The organism is Chryseobacterium sp. HNCC26DJ239 (genome assembly GCF_057180445.1).
The window spans coordinates 227,089-245,353 of the sequence record NZ_JBXUGJ010000007.1; the positions used below are offsets into that span (position 1 = coordinate 227,089).

Annotated in this window: 13 protein-coding genes; 4 read left to right on the forward strand and 9 right to left on the reverse strand. The window is 35.1% G+C overall.

Annotated elements, in window-relative coordinates; all coding sequences use genetic code 11:
• Positions 1 to 102: 102 nt before the first annotated feature.
• A complete protein-coding gene (locus AC2A1D_RS16180) occupies positions 103 to 660 on the forward strand; it encodes an RNA polymerase sigma factor (protein ID WP_484044611.1) in 558 nt (185 codons plus the stop codon).
• Positions 661 to 672: 12 nt separating this feature from the next.
• Complete coding sequence (locus AC2A1D_RS16185; RefSeq protein ID WP_484044612.1) at positions 673 to 1,392, forward strand: phytanoyl-CoA dioxygenase family protein; 720 nt, start codon at positions 673 to 675, stop codon at positions 1,390 to 1,392.
• Positions 1,393 to 1,428: 36 nt separating this feature from the next.
• Here AC2A1D_RS16185 and AC2A1D_RS16190 read toward each other — a convergent pair whose 3' ends face one another.
• Positions 1,429 to 4,578 carry an AsmA family protein gene (locus AC2A1D_RS16190; protein WP_484044613.1) on the reverse strand — a complete coding sequence of 1,050 codons (3,150 nt, stop codon included), beginning with the start codon at positions 4,576 to 4,578 and terminating at the stop codon, positions 1,429 to 1,431.
• Positions 4,579 to 4,778: 200 nt separating this feature from the next.
• The gene (locus AC2A1D_RS16195; RefSeq protein ID WP_484044615.1) at positions 4,779 to 7,580 is read right to left on the reverse strand and encodes a GH92 family glycosyl hydrolase; all 2,802 of its coding nucleotides are present in this window, start codon (positions 7,578 to 7,580) and stop codon (positions 4,779 to 4,781) included.
• Between the two features lie 128 nt (positions 7,581 to 7,708).
• Here AC2A1D_RS16195 and AC2A1D_RS16200 point away from each other — a divergent pair, with 128 nt between their 5' ends.
• Positions 7,709 to 8,812, forward strand: a complete 1,104-nt coding sequence (locus AC2A1D_RS16200; protein ID WP_484044616.1) for an Mrp/NBP35 family ATP-binding protein — start codon at positions 7,709 to 7,711, stop codon at positions 8,810 to 8,812.
• Between the two features lie 42 nt (positions 8,813 to 8,854).
• Complete coding sequence (locus tag AC2A1D_RS16205) at positions 8,855 to 9,103, forward strand: NifU family protein (RefSeq protein WP_484044617.1); 249 nt, start codon at positions 8,855 to 8,857, stop codon at positions 9,101 to 9,103.
• A gap of 85 nt (positions 9,104 to 9,188) precedes the next feature.
• Here the strand turns inward: AC2A1D_RS16205 and AC2A1D_RS16210 are convergent, their stop codons facing one another.
• The 7 genes from AC2A1D_RS16210 to AC2A1D_RS16240 form a co-directional block, all read right to left on the reverse strand.
• A complete protein-coding gene (locus AC2A1D_RS16210) occupies positions 9,189 to 9,647 on the reverse strand; it encodes a hypothetical protein (RefSeq protein WP_484044618.1) in 459 nt (152 codons plus the stop codon).
• A 222-nt stretch (positions 9,648 to 9,869) separates the two neighbouring features.
• A complete protein-coding gene (locus AC2A1D_RS16215) occupies positions 9,870 to 12,944 on the reverse strand; it encodes a choice-of-anchor I family protein (protein WP_484044619.1) in 3,075 nt (1,024 codons plus the stop codon).
• Between the two features lie 184 nt (positions 12,945 to 13,128).
• Positions 13,129 to 14,142 carry an HAD family hydrolase gene (locus AC2A1D_RS16220; protein ID WP_484044620.1) on the reverse strand — a complete coding sequence of 338 codons (1,014 nt, stop codon included), beginning with the start codon at positions 14,140 to 14,142 and terminating at the stop codon, positions 13,129 to 13,131.
• Positions 14,143 to 14,358: 216 nt separating this feature from the next.
• Positions 14,359 to 15,150, reverse strand: a complete 792-nt coding sequence (locus AC2A1D_RS16225) for a helix-turn-helix domain-containing protein (protein WP_484044621.1) — start codon at positions 15,148 to 15,150, stop codon at positions 14,359 to 14,361.
• 11 nt (positions 15,151 to 15,161) lie between these two features.
• Positions 15,162 to 16,292 (reverse strand): MBL fold metallo-hydrolase, encoded by a 1,131-nt coding sequence (locus tag AC2A1D_RS16230; RefSeq protein WP_484044622.1) that lies wholly within the window; start codon positions 16,290 to 16,292, stop codon positions 15,162 to 15,164.
• Positions 16,267 to 16,938, reverse strand: coding sequence for an NAD-dependent epimerase/dehydratase family protein (locus AC2A1D_RS16235; RefSeq protein ID WP_484044623.1), 672 nt, complete (start codon positions 16,936 to 16,938; stop codon positions 16,267 to 16,269). Before AC2A1D_RS16235 ends, AC2A1D_RS16230 begins: the two co-directional genes overlap by 26 nt.
• A gap of 9 nt (positions 16,939 to 16,947) precedes the next feature.
• Positions 16,948 to 17,979, reverse strand: a complete 1,032-nt coding sequence (locus AC2A1D_RS16240; RefSeq protein ID WP_484044624.1) for an SDR family oxidoreductase — start codon at positions 17,977 to 17,979, stop codon at positions 16,948 to 16,950.
• Between the last annotated feature and the right edge of the window lie 286 nt (positions 17,980 to 18,265).

The window sequence follows — 18,265 nt, forward strand, 5'->3', positions numbered from 1 at the left end:
TATGTTTCAGCTTTCGTGATCATAATTTATTAATTTTAACTCGAATCTTATACCTCATGTCTCGCTTGTTTTTTGTTTAAAATCGTTTATATTTGTTTGTTAATGATAGACCAACAGCTATTCCAACTTATTTCGAAAGCCAAAGAGAAAGATCAAAAGGCGCAAACCAAACTCATTAATATTTTTTGGGTGGATGTTTTTTCATTCGTGATGAAGAAGGTTCGAGATGAAAATGATGCCGATGAAATTACTGTAAATGTTTTCTCTAAAGTACTTTCAAAGATTGATATGTATGATCCTCATTTTGAGTTTAAAACTTGGGTTTTAACGATTGCTCAAAATACTATTATTGATTTTTGGCGAAAAAAAGCCCGTGAAAATCAAGATCCTACAGAACATTTGGACGAGGTGAAAAACCAATACGCAAAATCACCTGAAGAGTTAATGATTTCTGATGAAGAACAAAAAAAAATCATCAAAACAATAGAATCTTTAGACAAAAATTATCAGGATATTTTACGGCTTAGATTTTTTGAGGAGAAAAGTATTAAAGAAATTGCCGAAGAACTTGGAATTTCTGTAGCAAATACCAAAGTAAGAGTGATGCGTGCTAAAAAAGTTTTGGCAGAATTGCTTAAAAATAATGGTTTTGAAGAATAATTTTTCAAGTAAATGAATATAGAAAATAAGAAAACCGAGATTCTAGAAAACGGTTTTTGCATGATAAATAATGTATTTTCGGATGAAGAAATTGAGAACATCAGCTCAGTCATTCAAAATATTGATACTTCAAAAGATACGTTTAGAAAATCTGAAGACCTTTTCGCAATTCGTCAATTTTTAAAGGAAATTCCAGAGGTAAATGATTTAGTTTTTAACGAAAATTTGAAAACAGTTATTAAAGAAATTTTTGGGGATAACTATTTCGTTGTAAAAAGCATTTACTTTGATAAACCTGAAAAATCGAATTGGTATGTTGCGTACCATCAAGATTTAACGATTTCTGTAGATAAAAAATTAGAACTTGAAAATTTTGGACCTTGGACAACAAAGCAAAATCAATTTGCGGTGCAACCTCCTTTATCAATTTTAGAAAATATTTTCACGATAAGAATTCATTTAGATGATACCGATTCGCAGAATGGAGCTTTGAAAGTGGTTCCAAAATCACATTCAAAAGGAATTTATAGACCAGAAACTATCGATTGGAACGAAGAAACTGAAGTGATTTGCGAAGTGGAAAAAGGCGGTGTGATGTTGATGAAACCATTGCTTTTACATGGCTCTAATCGTACAACCAACGGAAAAAAAAGAAGGGTAATTCACATAGAATTTTCTAATTTGGATTTGCCCGAACCATTAAACTGGTCTGAAAAAATAAGTTTAAGCTAAAAAAAAATATCCATCAAGCGATGGATATTTTAGTATTTATTGTTGAGGTTTTGCGGCTTGTGTTTCTGCAGCTTTTTTTGCGGCTTCTTCTTCCTGAGCTTTTTGATAATCTTTGTAATCATCGTCGGTTTCGTTCAGTTCTTCTTTTTCGTATTTACCTGTTTCTACTTTAAAAGTATCAGAAGGACCGGTAATTTTGATAGGAATTCCGATAATTCCGAAAGGCGGCAAACCTAAACGCATTCCAACATTTATATAACCATCCAAACTAACCTGCCCTTCAATTCTAGGTCTGAAACCTGCAATTTTAAACTTCGTTCTTTCAATGGTAATTACATTGTCTTTAATGCTTGTTTTTACGTCTACTTTGGTCACTTTTGCGTCGTGTAAAGCATCGGTAGAAGTTTTTTCAGCTACTGAGTTGAAGACTTTAAAACCTTTAAATTGTATGTCTTCCAAGGTAAGAACACCGTGTCCTTTGATGGTTTTTAGTTTTGGGAAAAAATCTGCGCCCAAATCTCCTTCCAAATGATAATCCATGGAGACTTTTCCGTGTGCATTTTCTGCGGCAGAAACCATTTCTCTAAACAATGCAATTTCTTTATATGCTCTTTGTATATCGAAGTTTTTTGCTTTCGTTACAATGCTGAATTTTGCTTTTTTCGCATTAATCGGGGTGTAAGTTCCGTTGGCGTTGAAGGTAGAACCAATCATGCCAAATTCGGTGTCGTTTAAGGCTAAATTTCCTTGTTTTAAAGCAAGATTTCCTTTAAAATTATTCAGTTTTATGTCTTTAAATAAAACTTCGTTTGCATTTCCGTTAATCGTAATATCCAGATTTTTTGGAAGTAAAATTACGCCCTCATTTCCTGAAGAAGATGAAGAAGACGCTCCCGAATTATAAGCCATAAAATCATCAACATTTACTTTTTTTGAAGTGAAATTGATGCTTCCTGTAAGATTTTGGTCTTTTAAAATATAATTGATGTAGTTGCTAACGTTTCCGTTGAAGACAAAAACATTTTTCTTGTAACTCGCGTTTACATTTTCAAACTGAAGTTGGCTTCCTTTCAGTTTAAACAAACCTTCATTAATTAAAAATTGGCTCGGGAAATATTTAGAATCAATCGCAATATTTTGAATTTTCACAAAACCTCTGTTCTGGATATTCTCCAAAGCGGCTCCGTTTTGACCTTTCAAACCAACATCTGTGTACACAACGCCGTTTACCGACAATCCTTCAATCGGGAAAAGTTTGTATATGTCTCCCAAATTAAGTTGACCTTTAGAATGAAGCCTGTAATTGAGATTGTTGAGGTTTTTTAAATTGGCTCTCACCGTAAAAGGTTTCCCTGCCAAAGTGAAAGAAATAGGCAAAACATCGATGCTTAAATCGCTGAAAGAACCTCTTCCGCTTTTTACATGAGTTTCTACATTAATGTTTTCTAAAGGCAGTTCGGGATAATCGGCAAATTGAATGTAACCGTTTTTGAGGTTCAGCGTACTGTTGCTCACGGGAACTCGCTTTAGTTTGGGTTCGTATGTTCCGTTTGCTTTCGTTTTTACGAAAAGGTCGCCTCGTAAAACAATTCCTTTTAAAGGATAAATTTTATAGATGTCTTGAAGATGAATTTTCGCCGTAAAATCTGCATCAATAAGGTAGTTCTGAAGATTTTTAACCTCTATTTTCCCTTTCGCATAATTGTCGAGCGCTTTTGCATCGATATCGTGCACCAAAATAGCGGTGTTTTTGAAGTTTCCATCGCTGTTTTTCACATTCATATCCAAATTGATGTGCTCTAAAGCAGCCGGCATTTCCTGCATTTTGAAATATCCATTTTTCAAATCTGCTTTTACATCAAAAAGGGGAACTTTTTGCAAATTATTTTTGGCATCCATCGAAATTAAACCTTTCCAGTTTCCTTTCAGTTTAAGGTTTCCTTTGGCATCAATTTTTTTGTAACCGGTGGCATTTTTTAATGCTTCAAGATTGATGTTTGAATCTATTTTTCCTTCAGAAAATAGGGTAGAACCGTTTTCGAATACAAAATTTGCTCTCGTATAGCCGTTTAATAAACTGAAATCTATTTCATCAACTTTTAGCTTCAATTTATTACCGTCCAAACCAGGAATATCCATCACCGACATTACATTCAAACTGTTAATTGGCGTGGCAGATTTTTGATAATTAAAAGAACCATTATTGATTTTTGTTTCAATATGGATGTCAGGATTTTGTTTTGTTGCGGCGTCTAAAACTCCTTTCATCGTAAACAAAATGTCGGTTTTGCCGGTCATTTCAATTTGCTTCGCGTAGTTTTGATAAGCTTCCGGAATAATCGCAGGAACACCTTTTAAATCAGCGTTTTTTGCAGTGATTTTTAAATCGTAAAACTGTTTTTCGTTCGGCATTTTAAGACTTCCTTGAAGATTGAAAGGAAATTGCCCTAAAACCAAAGGATTGTCGGTAAAATAAAAACTAAGCTGATTGAGGTCGATTTTTGTATCGATGTTTCCTTTTAACGGTAAATTTTTAATCCAAACATCTTTATCAAATCTGAAGTGGGTGTTTTTTATATCAGTTTTTGCATTCAGACTGATGACGTTTTTAGACCAATCAATTAAGCCGTCGTATTCTAATTGGTCTAGCTTTAAATGCACTTTGCTAAAAAGGTCGTCGTAAATATAATTTGAATTTGAAACTTTGAAATTCTTTAAATCTAAGGCTAAATTAGATTCATTATTTTTTTCAGCTTCTTCTTCGGAAACCATAATATCCAAGTTGCTTTTGCCTAAACTGTCTTTTTTCATGCGAATATTCGCGTCTTCAATATACAAAGTATTGAACACGATTTTGTCGCTAAAAAGCGTCGTAACGTCCACACCCAAACCAATTTCTTTGGCATCGATAAGGTTTTCGTTTTGAAAAGGAGCACTACCTTTTATTGAAGAATCGGTAAGCGTAACGGTAAGATTCGGAAAATGCGTAAAGAAAGAAATATTCAAATCTTTGAAATCTACATCGGTTTTAATGTAGCTTTTCATCGCTTTTTTGATACCACTATTAATGGTGTCTTGAAAGAAGTACGGAGCTGCAAATAAGATCAGTACAACGCCACCTAAACTTATTCCCGAAATTCTTAGAACTTTGGATAAGGTGGATATTTTTGTTTTTTCCTTCTTCATAAGTGTTTTGAAAAATTCTTTTACAAAAATAACGTATTAAGGATTGAAAAGCTATTTTTTTCGATTAACGTAGTTATTTTATAGATGAATAATCTTTTTTTAGGGAAAAATTATAAGTGATGAACGGAAAATTTCCCTTATTATGTTAAAAAAAACCTCCTTCAAAATGAAAGAGGTTGTAAGTATTGATTTTTTTAAAATTATCTTGCAGAAATTTCATCAATGAAAATGTAAGCTTCGCCGCCTGCACCTTGATGCCACGCTGGAAGTTTCCCAAAATGATACGCTTTTACTTTAATGTATCTTGCTTCTGTTGGCAACACATCGGTTTCAAAGTTTTTGGTTTGAACTTTCTCATCTTTTGCATCGATGTTGTTGTCTAAAGTTTTCAACAAAATGTAGGTTTTTCCGTCCATTGAAGCGTAATATTCTACTTTTTTCGGCATCAAAATCCAAGCTCTGCTGTCTTGAAGGTAAGATGAAGAAATATGCTTGATTTGTTGTGGAGATTTAAAATCGATAATTGCTTCCACGGTTTGACCTTGATAACCTTGCCATTCTCCTTTTCTCCAGTTTACCTCACCGTTGATTCCGTCTATTAAAGCAAATTTTCCTCCTGCAGTATATTGCGGATTTACGTTAGCATTAATGGTAATATCCCAATGATTTGGTCTTTTGTTGAAGCTTGCAGTGTTAATTCCGCTTTTTTCACCGTTTCTTTCTGAGTAAGCAGAAACTTGCGTCGTTTTATTAATCGTAAAAGGTCCTTTATACGCTTTAAAAGTTTTTCTTACGTTTTTATCGTCCTCGTCCAAAGTCATGTAATATACTTTGTCATCAGAGTTTAGCGGCGTAATTTGAACATTTGAAGTGAAATCAAACAAACGGTCTGCCACAATAATTGGAGCCGCAGTTTGTTCTGCAAATTTCATTTCTTTTGACGGTTTTACGTTTTCAAAACCTAAATATTTCAACTCGTTTTTCGGTGTTGTTTTGGTGATGGTTTTTGTAGTTCCGTCTTCCAGATGAATTTTAATTTCGTCGAAATAAGGCGTTGTTGTTTCCCATTCTGGCTTTCCTGGCGTTACAGAATAAATTCCCATCGAGCTTAAAACGTACCACGCACTCATTTGTCCGCAATCTTCGTTTCCAATTAATCCATCTGGAGTATTTTTGTAAAAATTATCTAGAATGTATTTAATTTTAGCCTCGGTTTTCTGAGGTTTATCAACGAAATTATAAAGGTAAGCAATATGATGGCTTGGTTCGTTTCCTTGCGCATATTGCCCAATTAAACCTGTAATGTCTACTTGCTCTCTTCCTGTCGTTTTGTCTGATGCAGTGAAAATTGCATCTATAAATTGCTCAAATTTTTCTTTTCCACCATGCGCTTGAATTAATCCCGGAATATCTTGCGGAACGAAGTAAGAGTAATGCCAAGAATTTCCTTCTGTGTAATTGTTATTCACCTCATTCGGGTCGAAAGGTTGATACCAATTACCGTTTTTTCTTGCCTGCATAAAGCCATTTGCCGGATTGTAAAGATTTTTCCAGTTTTGTGAACGCTTCATGAAGTATTCGTAATCTTCTTTTTTGTCTAAAATTTTAGCCATTTGCGCAATACACCAATCGTCGTAAGCATATTCTAAAGTTTTAGAAACACTCTCGTGCTCATCATCAATGCTGATGAAGTTTTTATTTTTGTAAGCATTAAGACCGAAAATATCCTGCATTGCAGAGTTTTTTGCGGCTTCGTAGGCTTTTTCGTAATCAAAACCTTTAATTCCTTTTACCATTGCATCGGCAATTACCGAAACGCCGTGATACCCAATCATACATTCTGTTTCGTTGGAAGCCAGTTCCCATACAGGAATTCTTCCGCCTTGCTCACGTTGTTTGATGAAAGTATTAACGAAATCTGACGTTCTTTTTTTATCGATTAAAGTCATTAAAGGATGTGCTCCTCTAAAAGTGTCCCAAAGCGAAAACACGGTGTAAAAATCGAAGTCTTTTGCGTAGTAAAATTTATGGTCGCGACCTCTGTATTTGCCATCTATATCCATATTGATATTTGGTTGTGTGAAGACATGATACAAAGCAGTATAAAAAATAGCAAGCTTGTTTTTATCGGAAGATTTCACTTCAATTTTAGATAATTCTTTGTTCCAAGCTGCTTCTGCTTCTTTTTTTACAGCTTCGAAGTCGTTTGATTTTCCTTCAGCTAAGAAATTTTTTGCAGCACCGTCGTAATCTGTTGGTGAAAGCGCAACTTTTACATTAATTTTTTCGCCCTTTTTTACATTCGTACTAAAAGCAAGCGCCAATTGTGTTCCTGTATAAAGTTTGTTGTCTTGAGTTCCGTTTGCCAGTTTTTTCGAAATTTTCATGGGTTTTGAAAACTCAATTTTGGCGTAGACGTATTGGTCTTTTGCCCAAGCTTCGCTTCTTCTAAGAATTTCTATGGTTTTAGAATCAATAATTCTTACTTCACCTTGCAAAAGTTTGTCGCGGTGGTTTAAGTCTAAAATAATATTTGCTGTTCCTGCATTATTAAACTTATACTCATGATAACCCACCCTTTTTGTGGTGGTTAATCGAACATCGATGTTGTGTTTATCAAGTTTTACAGAATAAAAACCAGCCGTTGCTTTTTCATTTGCATGAGAAAATTTTGAAGAATAATCTTTAGCGTTTAGGCTTGCTTTCCCCATTGTAGGCATCAACATAATGTCTCCGTAATCAGAAACACCAGTTCCGTTCAGATGGGTATGAGAAAATCCGTAAATTACAGAATCTGAGTAGTGATAGCCTCCGCAACCGTCCCAGCTTCCGTCGATTCTCGTGTCTGGTGAGAGTTGTACCATTCCGAAAGGCAGCGTAGCTCCCGGAAATGTATGACCATGGCCGCCTGTTCCAATGAATGGATTAACGTATTGAGCGTAGTTTTGGGCTGAAAGTTGCCCCATCCATAAACCCAACAGAACGATGATAGTTTTTTTCATTTTTAAATACTATTAAAGCGCACTAAAATACTAAAAAAATAGGTGAGCAAAAGAATTTATCTATGAGTATCTTTATTCATTCTAAATCAGTAAAAAATCCGTAAATTTGTAGTCAATTTATTTAGTTTATGTTGACGAAAGAAAAGGTACAAAATTTCCTTAAAGAGATAGAAGTAGACGACTTGGTGAATAATCTGCAGATCATGGGTAATGATGTTTACATCGACATGACAGCGCATTCACCAGCGATGCACGAAAAAAAGAAACTCGAAGCAGCCATGAAGCAGGCGTTTGCCAGCGAATTTGGAGAAGAGATCAATCTAAAACTTAAAATTGTTTCTCCTGAGCCAAGCGAAATTCAGCAGAGCCAGATTAAAGGGAAACAAATTCCGGGAATTCAAAATGTGATTGCAATTGCATCTGGAAAAGGAGGAGTAGGGAAGTCTACTGTTTCTGCCAATCTTGCAGTAACGCTTTCTAAAATGGGTTTCAAAGTTGGTTTATTGGATGCCGATATTTACGGTCCATCTGTTCCAACCATGTTTGATACGGAAGGTGCTAAACCAATTTCTGTAGAAGTTGACGGTAAAAACCTAATGAAACCTATCGAAAATTATGGTGTGAAAATGCTTTCTATCGGATATTTTTCTGGTGCTAATCAAGCGGTGGTTTGGAGAGGTCCAATGGCTTCGAAAGCTTTAAACCAAATGATTAGAGATGCAGCTTGGGGAGAATTAGACTTCTTATTAATCGACCTTCCTCCGGGAACAGGAGATATTCACTTGTCTATCATTCAGGAAGTTCCGGTTACAGGAGCGGTTATTGTAAGTACACCTCAACACGTAGCTTTGGCAGACGTAAGAAAAGGGATTGCTATGTTCCAAATGGAGAGCATCAATATCCCGGTTTTAGGATTGGTAGAAAACATGGCTTACTTCACACCAGAAGAATTGCCAGACAATAAATATTATATCTTCGGAAACCAAGGTGCGCAATATTTGGCAGACGATTTAGGAATCCCGGTTTTAGGAGAAATTCCTTTAATTCAGAGCATCAGAGAAGCGGGAGATGTGGGTAGACCAGCTGCTTTGCAGGAGGGTTCTAAGATTGCCGAAATCTATACAGAAACTGCTAAGAAAATGGTAGAAAGCTTGGTAGAAAGAAACAAACATCTACCGCCAACCGAAGCTGTGAAGATTACCACAATGGCTGGTTGCTCACCAAAAAAATAAATTTCTTATCTTTCAATAAATTTTTTGAAACCGAAACACAATATGGAAATAAATACAGCACACGAAGAAACAGTAACTAAAGTAATGGAAGCTTTAGACAGTATTCGCCCTTTTTTGAATAAAGATGGTGGCGATATTGAGCTTATCGACGTGAAAGATAATACCGTTTACGTAAAGCTTTTGGGGAACTGTTCTGGTTGTTCATTAAATTTTTCTACCCTAAAACTTGGCGTAGAGAACAGCATCAAACAATATGCTCCCGAAATTGAAAAGGTAATCAATGTAGAGTAAAAAAAATACGATATATTTTTTAAGACAAACTTGAAAAGGTTTGTCTTTTTTTGTTGAGTATCAAAAATGATTAAAATCTGTGAGGTTAGTTCTTAGTAAAAGTAAGATAATCGGTTCCTCCGTTTCCTCCGCTTACGTGGATGAGCTCTATTTGGGTAGAAGTTTGAGAAACAAATTTCCAATCTTCACTTAAATCATCAAAATCGTTTCCGAGATTATATTGGATGTAAAATTCTAAATCGTCTAAAGTATTATCGTTACTATTGCTGTCGTTGATGCTCCAGATACCGTTGTAGTTGTTGGTTCCGTTATTTGCGTTCAGTTCACCTGTATATTTGAAGGTGAAGTTGTATCCAGAAAAATGACTGGTTTCATCAGTTCCGGAATCAATAAATTTTGAAACTTTCCATGTTCCACTTTGTGCGTTGTTTATTGTACTCTCCAGGACTGTAACGATCTGAACATCTTCATCAATAGTGCAAGAAGGAAAGAAAATAAAACTTGCCACCAAAGAGATTAAAAAAAATTTTATGTTTGTTTTCATGATTTTGTAATTTTCTGAAAGTAAATTTAATGAAAAAAAATTCACGGAAAAGGGCAGTACTTAAAAATTGGTTTTTACATTGGAAATGTAGGATTGAAAGCATTAGAAACAAACCTTGTAAAGCTATCATTTAGAATGGAAAAAACTTTGACAAAGTTTAGGAAAGTAGCAAAAAAGCCCCGAAAAATCGAGGCTCCAAATGTAAATTATTAAGTCTAAAAATTATTTCACGATGAATCGCTTTACTTCTCCTTCCGATGTTTTGATGAGGTAAACTCCGGTATTTAGTTTTGAAGTATCGATGGTTAAAGCATTTTTCTCTTTTCCAAGAAGCTTCCCGCTCATGTCGTACATTTCGTAGCCCATTGCTCGGTTGAAGTATAGTGTATTTCCTTGTTTTACAGGATTGGGGAAAATGTTGAAAGTGGCTTTTTCAGTTTTTACTTCGCTTGTAGAAAGCGTCGCAGATGGCAGAACTTCGTAAATCGCTAATGTTCCGCTAATTTCGTTGGCAACCACTACATATCCTTTTCCGTTGGTCATGTTTTGTGGAGCGATATAGGTAATTCCTTCCGGACCGTTGTCGCCGCCAAATGCAGACGTCATTCTGGAATGTTTGTAATCTACAAATGTTACGTTATTTGGGTCGGTTACATTATAGACCATTACACCTCCTGTTCTTTCTAGAGTGATGAATGCGAAAGTTTGCCCATTAATTGTTCCTAAAGTTACACCTTCTGGTTCCGGACCTTTTGCACGGCTTCTTGCTTTTGGGGTATTTGAAACTTCGTTATCAGCATTAAAAATAAATGGATGGTTGGCTGCAATATATCTTTCAAACTGATCACCACTGTCGTAAACCATTTGTTTTGTATCTGCGTTGAAAATTGAAAAAGATCTTGCTCCTAAAGCTTTAATTTCTTCAAAATCTGAATCTCCGTCTGTGTTTCCGTTCACGTTACTTACTCTGAATCTTCCTAAATTATATGAAGCTTTCAACACGGAAGCATTCGGGAAAATTGTAGAATCTAAAGCATATCCATTCGCGCCCACCGTTGTTCTTTCACTGAAACCTCCTAAATCTTTTTCGTCACCTTCGTTTGCGGTTACCAGATAATTGGTGCTTCCAATTTTGAAAGTAGCCATTCCATCTGGATTGTAGTATGCTTTTACTGGCCAATTGGCGATTAGAATTTCACCGTTATTGTCTGATGCATCAAAACCATTTCCAGGTAAACTCATATCTTTTGTTCCTAATCCCCAAAGATTTCCGAGGGTTTTTGTATTGAGATCAACTTCAACAACACCGTTGTTTTCTTGACAAGAAACCCAAGCTTTTTGGCTGTCTGAGCTTATGGCGATATATTCCGGTTCTAAATCTTGTGCTAAAGTACTTGTAGATTTTACTTTTCTTCCGCCTGAAGAAATAAATGTAGCTTCTTGAGCGTTGTACCCCGCGAAAGAAAGTGTGGTAACATTGGTTTGTGTTAAACCTTGAATTCCCGCAACCGTTAAAGATGGAATATCAATAATAGAAATAGAACCTTCCGGATCTACGGTATAAGCGTCATTGGGTTCACCTTCATTGGCAGTCATTACTTTTGTTCCGTCTGGCGTGAAAGTAATCATGTCGGGTAAAACACCTACTGTAACTTGTTTCAAGAAGTTTCCATTGATGTCGAAAAAAACCACAGAACCATTACCTTGTGCATTGTTTGCGTTTGGAGAAGCTACGGCAAGAATTCCATTTTTCACTGCGATACTTGTAATTCCTCCGTATGGAGCCATATTAACTGTTTGAATTACTGAAGGTGAAGCTGGATTCGAGAAATTAATAATATCAAAAACATCAGTAAGCGAACTGATTGTAAATAATCTTTGTGTTGCAGGATCGTGAACTACGATTTCTGTTGAACTATTATTACTTCCAGAAGGATCGAAGCTTCCAACATAGCTCAATTGTAATTGGTTGGATGGAGCAGGAGCAGGTTTATCGTTGTCTACAATATAAACCGTCGACATCGTGTCTCCTGTAATGCTTAAACCAGTTGAAGGATTTTGAAGTTCCAAAACAAAGTATTCTGCCTGTTGTTCTGGCGTAAGATCGTCAATAATAGGAATGTTTACAGTAACACTTGATGTTGTAGGTGTAAAATTTACGATTTGAGAAGTAAACGTAAAATCGTTGCTGTCTGCTGTACTGTACGGTGCAGGTTTAGCAGCTAAAGTTACAGAAGCTGTCGATGGATTGGTTACGTTAATTTTGAATGCCAAAGTTCCTGCAGTTTCATTTACTTTAATAAAGTTTTTATCTAAAGAAATGCTTGTTCCTGCTGTCGTAAAGGTTGATGAAGAAGTGACTGTAACAGCGTTGTCACTCAAGTCTTCTACCACGTTTGGTTTTAAAGCTAAATAATAAGCTTGGTTGGGAAGTAAACCTCCAGTTGGAACTACAGTAATTATATTATTGGCAAATGTTGCTGTAAACGGAACGGTGGTTCCTGTTGTGTTATTTAGCCTTAATTCTACCAAGTTTTGAACATTCGAAGAAGTTATTGGTGAATTATCAATCAATCGGACATTTTCGTTAAAACTAAGTGTTGGATTTACAATGGTTGAAGCATTATTACTACCGTTTGCAGGAGCAATTGTAACATTTGGTGGAGTAGTGTCTGTTGTTCCGATTGTGGTTGCGTCTACGGTAAAATTATCGAATCTGTTATTTCCAACCGTTCCGCCTGCTCCTTGAGCGAATTCAACTTTAAGTTTGAAATTGGGATTGTTTGCAGCACCTGTAATTGTAGAAAAATTGAAAGTAATTAATTGCGGATTGGCATCCAAAGAAACAACTGTTTGATAAGGAATAAAAGTTGTTCCGTCTAAAGAATAAAACCAGTTTTGGTTTCCTGCTCCAGAGCCAGATCTTCTTGTTGTAAATTTTACCACAACATTATTGTAACCGGTTGTTGGTATATTAAACTGAATATTTCCGTTGATAGGATAGTTGTATCGTAAATGTGTTCCAGATACATCTCCGTTTCTTGCATTTAGATTATCTACATTGAAGTTTTGTCCCGTTCCACTAGCAAAATCTATAAAAGTATCACTACTTCCTGTTCCTGTAGAGGTTGCCGTAATGGAGCCGTTTAAAAGCGTAGAAGTTGGGGTTGTAATAGAAGCAACCGAAGCGTTGTTGTTAAAATTCCAATAATGAACTAGTGTGGTTTGTGCCGAAATTACACCATGAAATAGTGCTGCAATAGGGAGCAAACCTCTAAAAAAGTATTTGTTTTTCATTTTTACTATTTTCTTATTTCTGCAAAAATGATGATCCAACATTGTAAAGCTTTTAATTGAATCTTAAAAAATGATTAATAATCGAACCATAATTGTCTCTATTCTTTAATTTAGTATTAAATAAAAAAAACGATCAGATTAAAAAATCTGATCGCTGTATAATTGTTTATTTTTTAATGTAAGACTATTTTACAAATACTTCCTTCCAGTCGTCTTTCATACTGATGACATGCCATTTGTTTTTAGCAGCCATATTCAGAGAGGCGTTGTCTTTTTCTTGATAACTAAACTCACGCTTTGGATCGTTATGGTTTACCAACAACTGAAATGAAGGATATTTACTGGTTTGCGAATATTCTAGCATAGCAATATCGCCACCTGCACCTTCGTTTCCGCATGCAAAGACAGGCTTTTTACCAATATGTAACTGAATGTTTGTAGGTTTTACTTGTTTATCATTAAAAGAAACGAGCTTTTGGTTTCTATAGATTGTATTGGTACTGTCATTAAATTCATATTGAAAAGAGGTGCCAATTACATCTTCTTTCGGAATGCCGTAGAAATCTTGTGAAATCCCACGCACAAATTCTATTGTTCCGCCTGTGCAGATAAATGTTTTGAAACCATTACTGCGCAGATATTCCAATAATTCAATTTGTGGTTTATACGTCATGTTTTTAATAGGAAGATTGGTTTTAGGATGTTTTGCACTAGCCGAAAATTCTTTTACTGCTTCCTCAAATTCGTCTTCTGTCATTCCGGTATGAGTTGCCCAAACCAATTCTAATATAGCTTTTTCACCTCCTTTTTCAAAAAATGTTTTATCTTTTTCGATTACTGCTTTAAAAGGTTGTTTCTGTGCTAAAGCCGGATTTTTTTTAACCAATTTATTAACCATAAAGAAAGCAAAAAGCTCCTGAATTAAAGGTTTTTCTGCCCACAATGTTCCGTCGTTGTCGAAAGTGGCAATTCTATCTGCTTCTGGGATAAAGTTCGGACTTTCTTTATCTGTTGCTTGTGTTACAAAATCAATGATTGCCTTTTTGGTTTCACCATCATTCCAGGAAGGAAGAGGGTTGGAAGAATCTACAACGGTAGTTGTTTCGGAACTTGGCTTTTTATCAGGATTTTTTGTACATGCATTCAGGAAAAATATTGCACAAACTAGGGATATTGAAGGGATTATTTTATTTTTCATAGTAATTCTTGTTTTTAATTTGAGTTTTATGGTTGTAATTTTTTTTAATTTTATTTTAGTAACCTGTTGATTTCTAAAAAATTTACATAGCCAATTTACAAAAAAAAATGAATCAGAGAGATAATCACTTCAAAAAATATTGAATTAATTTATCTTAATAAGGGAATCCAAGATATTCCTAATTTAGCATTAAAACTTAATGATGAAAAAGAATTTTTATGATATTTTGTTAATTGCTGTCGTGTTTATCCCGAATTGCTTTTTGAAAGCAAATGAAAAATGAGAGAGATCTTCAAAGCCAAGATCCAGGTAAATTTCGCTGGCTGTTTTTTTATTTTTCTCAATTAGAAAATATGCTTCTTGTAATCGTTTTTTTACCAGCCACCGATTTGGAGTTTCGTTAAAAATAGCTTTAAAGTCTCTTTTAAAAGCAGATAAACTTCTTCCTGTTAAATACGCAAAACGTTCAATACTTACATTAAATCTGTAATTTTTGTTCATGAAAGATTCTAAGTTAATTTTATCCGGAATTCCAAAATCAAACAAAATAGAAGCAACTTCCGGCTGAATTTTTAGAAGAATCAATAAGAATTCCTCCCTTTTTATATCCGAAAAGGCTTTATCCAAATTTCCTTCACCATTATAGAAAGGCATTAAAGAATGTATAAAAGGAAGAATTAATTCGTTTTGTGGTATTTTGATGAAAGTGTCCGCATAGAATTCCTTCGAGATTTTAATAGTATACTTTTCTTGAAAGCTTTTTAAAAAGACTTCATCTAGAATAATAACAACTTTTTCAAACTGATCGTTTATTTTTTGCTTGTTATAGCGGCCAAGCCTGTTTTTTCTAACGAGGCAATATTCTCCAGACTCCATGGTGTAATGTTTGTTTCCGTCGTATGCATTCAAAAATCCTTTTGCTAAAAATAGAAACATATGCTCTGGTATATATTGTTCTGGAGAAATTTCAGGACCAATGTAACAAGATTTTATTTCGGTAACTTTCATGTGTTAAAGATTTAGTCAATTCCGATCCACCATTGTTTAAATTGCTGTGTAGAATCGTTCAGCCAAAGTGTTTCACCAATCATTGGTGTAGCGAGTCTGTGAGATTTTCCCTTAGAATATTCTGTAGCCAATTTCAGCGGTTCGTCCCAAGGATGTCTTGCTAAAGTAAATTTTGAATGGTGAACAGGCATCATATTTTTAGCGTGCAATTCTGCTGTAGCTTTTATTACTTGATGTGGAAGTTCGTGTACGCTTTCCCAAGCCGGATTATATTGGCCAAATTCCATAAAAGCCCAGTCTATTGCGCCATATTTTTTGTAAATTTCTTTAAATCTATCATCATAGCCTCCGTCTCCGCTGTAAAATATTTGCATATTCGGCGATTTTATGATAAATGAAACCCAAAGTGCTTTATCACGAGTTATACCTCTTGCGCAATTGTGGTGTGTTCTTTCAGTAAAAATAGAAAGACGGTTATTTACTTTTACTTCATCGCCCCAATCTTTATCAAAAATTTTGTCATTCGAAAATCCCCAACGTTCAAAATGCGCACCTACACCCAATCCGCAAATTACTTTTTTAACTTTTGAATTTAATTTTTTAATAGTTTCAAAGTCTAGATGGTCGTAATGATCGTGCGAAATTAAGAGATAATCAATTTCCGGCATATCTTCTACAGCATAAACGTCTGTACCTTTATACGATTTTACAGAACCGGGAATAGGAGAGGCGTTTCCGCTAAATACAGGATCAACGAGAATTCTTATACCATCAATCTGCATGAGAAAAGAAGAGTGCCCGAACCAAACCAACCAATTTTTATCTTTTGGTAGTTTTTTTAAATCAGTTTTTACTGAAGGCAAGATTGAGGCAGGTTCTGTACGTGGAAACTCTTTGGTTAATGTAGTCCACAAAACACCCATCATGCTATATCCTTTGGTAATGGTTGGTAATTCATATTTATTATGGAAGCTTCCATTCTTGAAATTGGGAGATTTTTCAACCAGTTCCAGTCTTTTTCCGCTGGGTAAAGCACCAAATTGGTCCTGTTTGAGATAGAAAAAAACAAAGAGGAATGCTACAGCAACCAAAATTAGTATACCGAAAAAAATTCTTTTAAGTATTTTTAATGCCAGTTTCATTTGCTGCTGTTTTAATATCTTTTACTTCTAAAATTTGTTTTGAATAGCCTTTGGATGCTGTTTTTATCATTGCTTTTGCAATTTCCTGAATGCTGCAGGAAGGGAAAAAAATGCTCATTAAAGGATATAAGATTTGATGAGCCCATCTATTATAACCATATAAATGTTGTTGCCCTTTTATGGGCTTCATTAAAGCGGGACGGAGATGAAACGCTTTATTGCCAAAAATTTTGGTGAGTTGGTTTTCTGTTTTTCCTTTTACTCGGGCCCACATTACTTTTCCTTTTTCTGTATTGTCGGTATGGTTTCCGGAAATAAAATTGAAAACTAATTTGGGGTTTATTTCTTGTAAAACTTTTGCGAAATGAAGGGTAGTTTCGTATGTTATTTTGGTGTACTCTTCTTCCGACATACCATTTGAGCTTTTTCCTGCGCAATAAAAGCAAGCGTCGTATCCTTTTAATTTTTCTGAGTAATTTTGAATTTCTGAGAAATCTGAAATCAATAATTCCTTTAGTTTAGGATGGATAATGCCGCAGAGTTTTCTTGAAATACTGAGTACTTCAAATACTTCTGAGTTTTGAAGACATTCCATTAAAACGCCTTCACCTACCATTCCTGTTGCTCCTGTGATGATGATTCTCATGCTGCAAAGTTATAAATTTTGAAATTCAACAAGACTATCAACTGTTGCCAATAATGCCTCTTCGTTGCTTCTAGGTTGCCATCCAAGAATTTTTTTAGCCTTTTCATTGCTTGCATTTCTGTTAATTCCAAGCATAGGAGCTAGAGCTTTTGCCTGTGAATTATACAGTGCGGCAAGACGTACTTGCCAATCTGGTAATCTTTTAGTAGATGTATTTCGGGTTGCATCGGGTCTTTTTTCTTTGATGAATTTTGCTATTTCATGCAGTGTGATAGTTCCTCCAGAAAGTGCTAAAAATCTTTGTCCGTTTGCTTCATTACTTTCCATCGCTTTAATGTGAAGATCTACCAAATCACGAACATCTACAATGGCAAGCTGGAGATTAGGAATTCTTTTCATCGTACCATTTAAAACATTTCTTAAAAGTTCAAAACCACTGGATAGCTTTGCATCTAACGCAGGACCAAAAATTCCGACAGGATTTATGACGGTGAGTTCTAGATTTCCACCTTCATTTTTTATAAATTCCCAAGCAGCATGCTCTGCATACACTTTAGATTTGTTGTATGCGGATAATCCTTTTTCGTTAGGATCTGTCCAGCTTTCTTCGGTAATTAATTTTGATGGATCTTTGTGGCTGTATCCCACCGCTCCAAAGTTTGAAGTCATCACCACACGCTTTACTTTTGATTTTTTAGCTGCTTTTAAAACTCTTAAAGTACCGTCAACAGCCGGTCGAATCATTTCATTTTCGTCTTTTGGGATGCTTAAATGAATGGGAGAGGCAATGTGCATTACGTAGTTGCAGTTTTCTGTTGCGATGTCCCAGTTTTTATCATCAGATAAATCTGCTTCTATGAAACTGAGATTTTCAAAAGAATGTATTCCTCCATTTTTAATCATTTCGATAACTAGATGTTTTTTAGCTATAGAACGAATAGTAGTTTTTACTTTGTATCCCTTTTGGAGAAGCTGAACGATTGTATGACTGCCTACAAATCCTGAACCTCCGGTTACTAAAACCGTTTTTATATTTTCCATTTGTATCTAAATTGATAACGCAAAGTTGCATATAAATACATGATGAAGCTTTGTTGAAAAGTTCAATTTAACTTTGTTCAAAAGTTCTAATGATACTGTGATAATTTAGATTTTTCTATTTTGAATTTCCTTAAAGAGATATTTTAGTATAAAATTAAAGCTAAGTACAAGAATCGACGGCGAAGAATATTCAAATTTTGACTCTGTAGAACCACTTCGTTAGGTTTCAATTTGAGTATTCTGGTTGCTGAGCTTGGCGAAGTACAGCACGCTTTTGCTAATACAC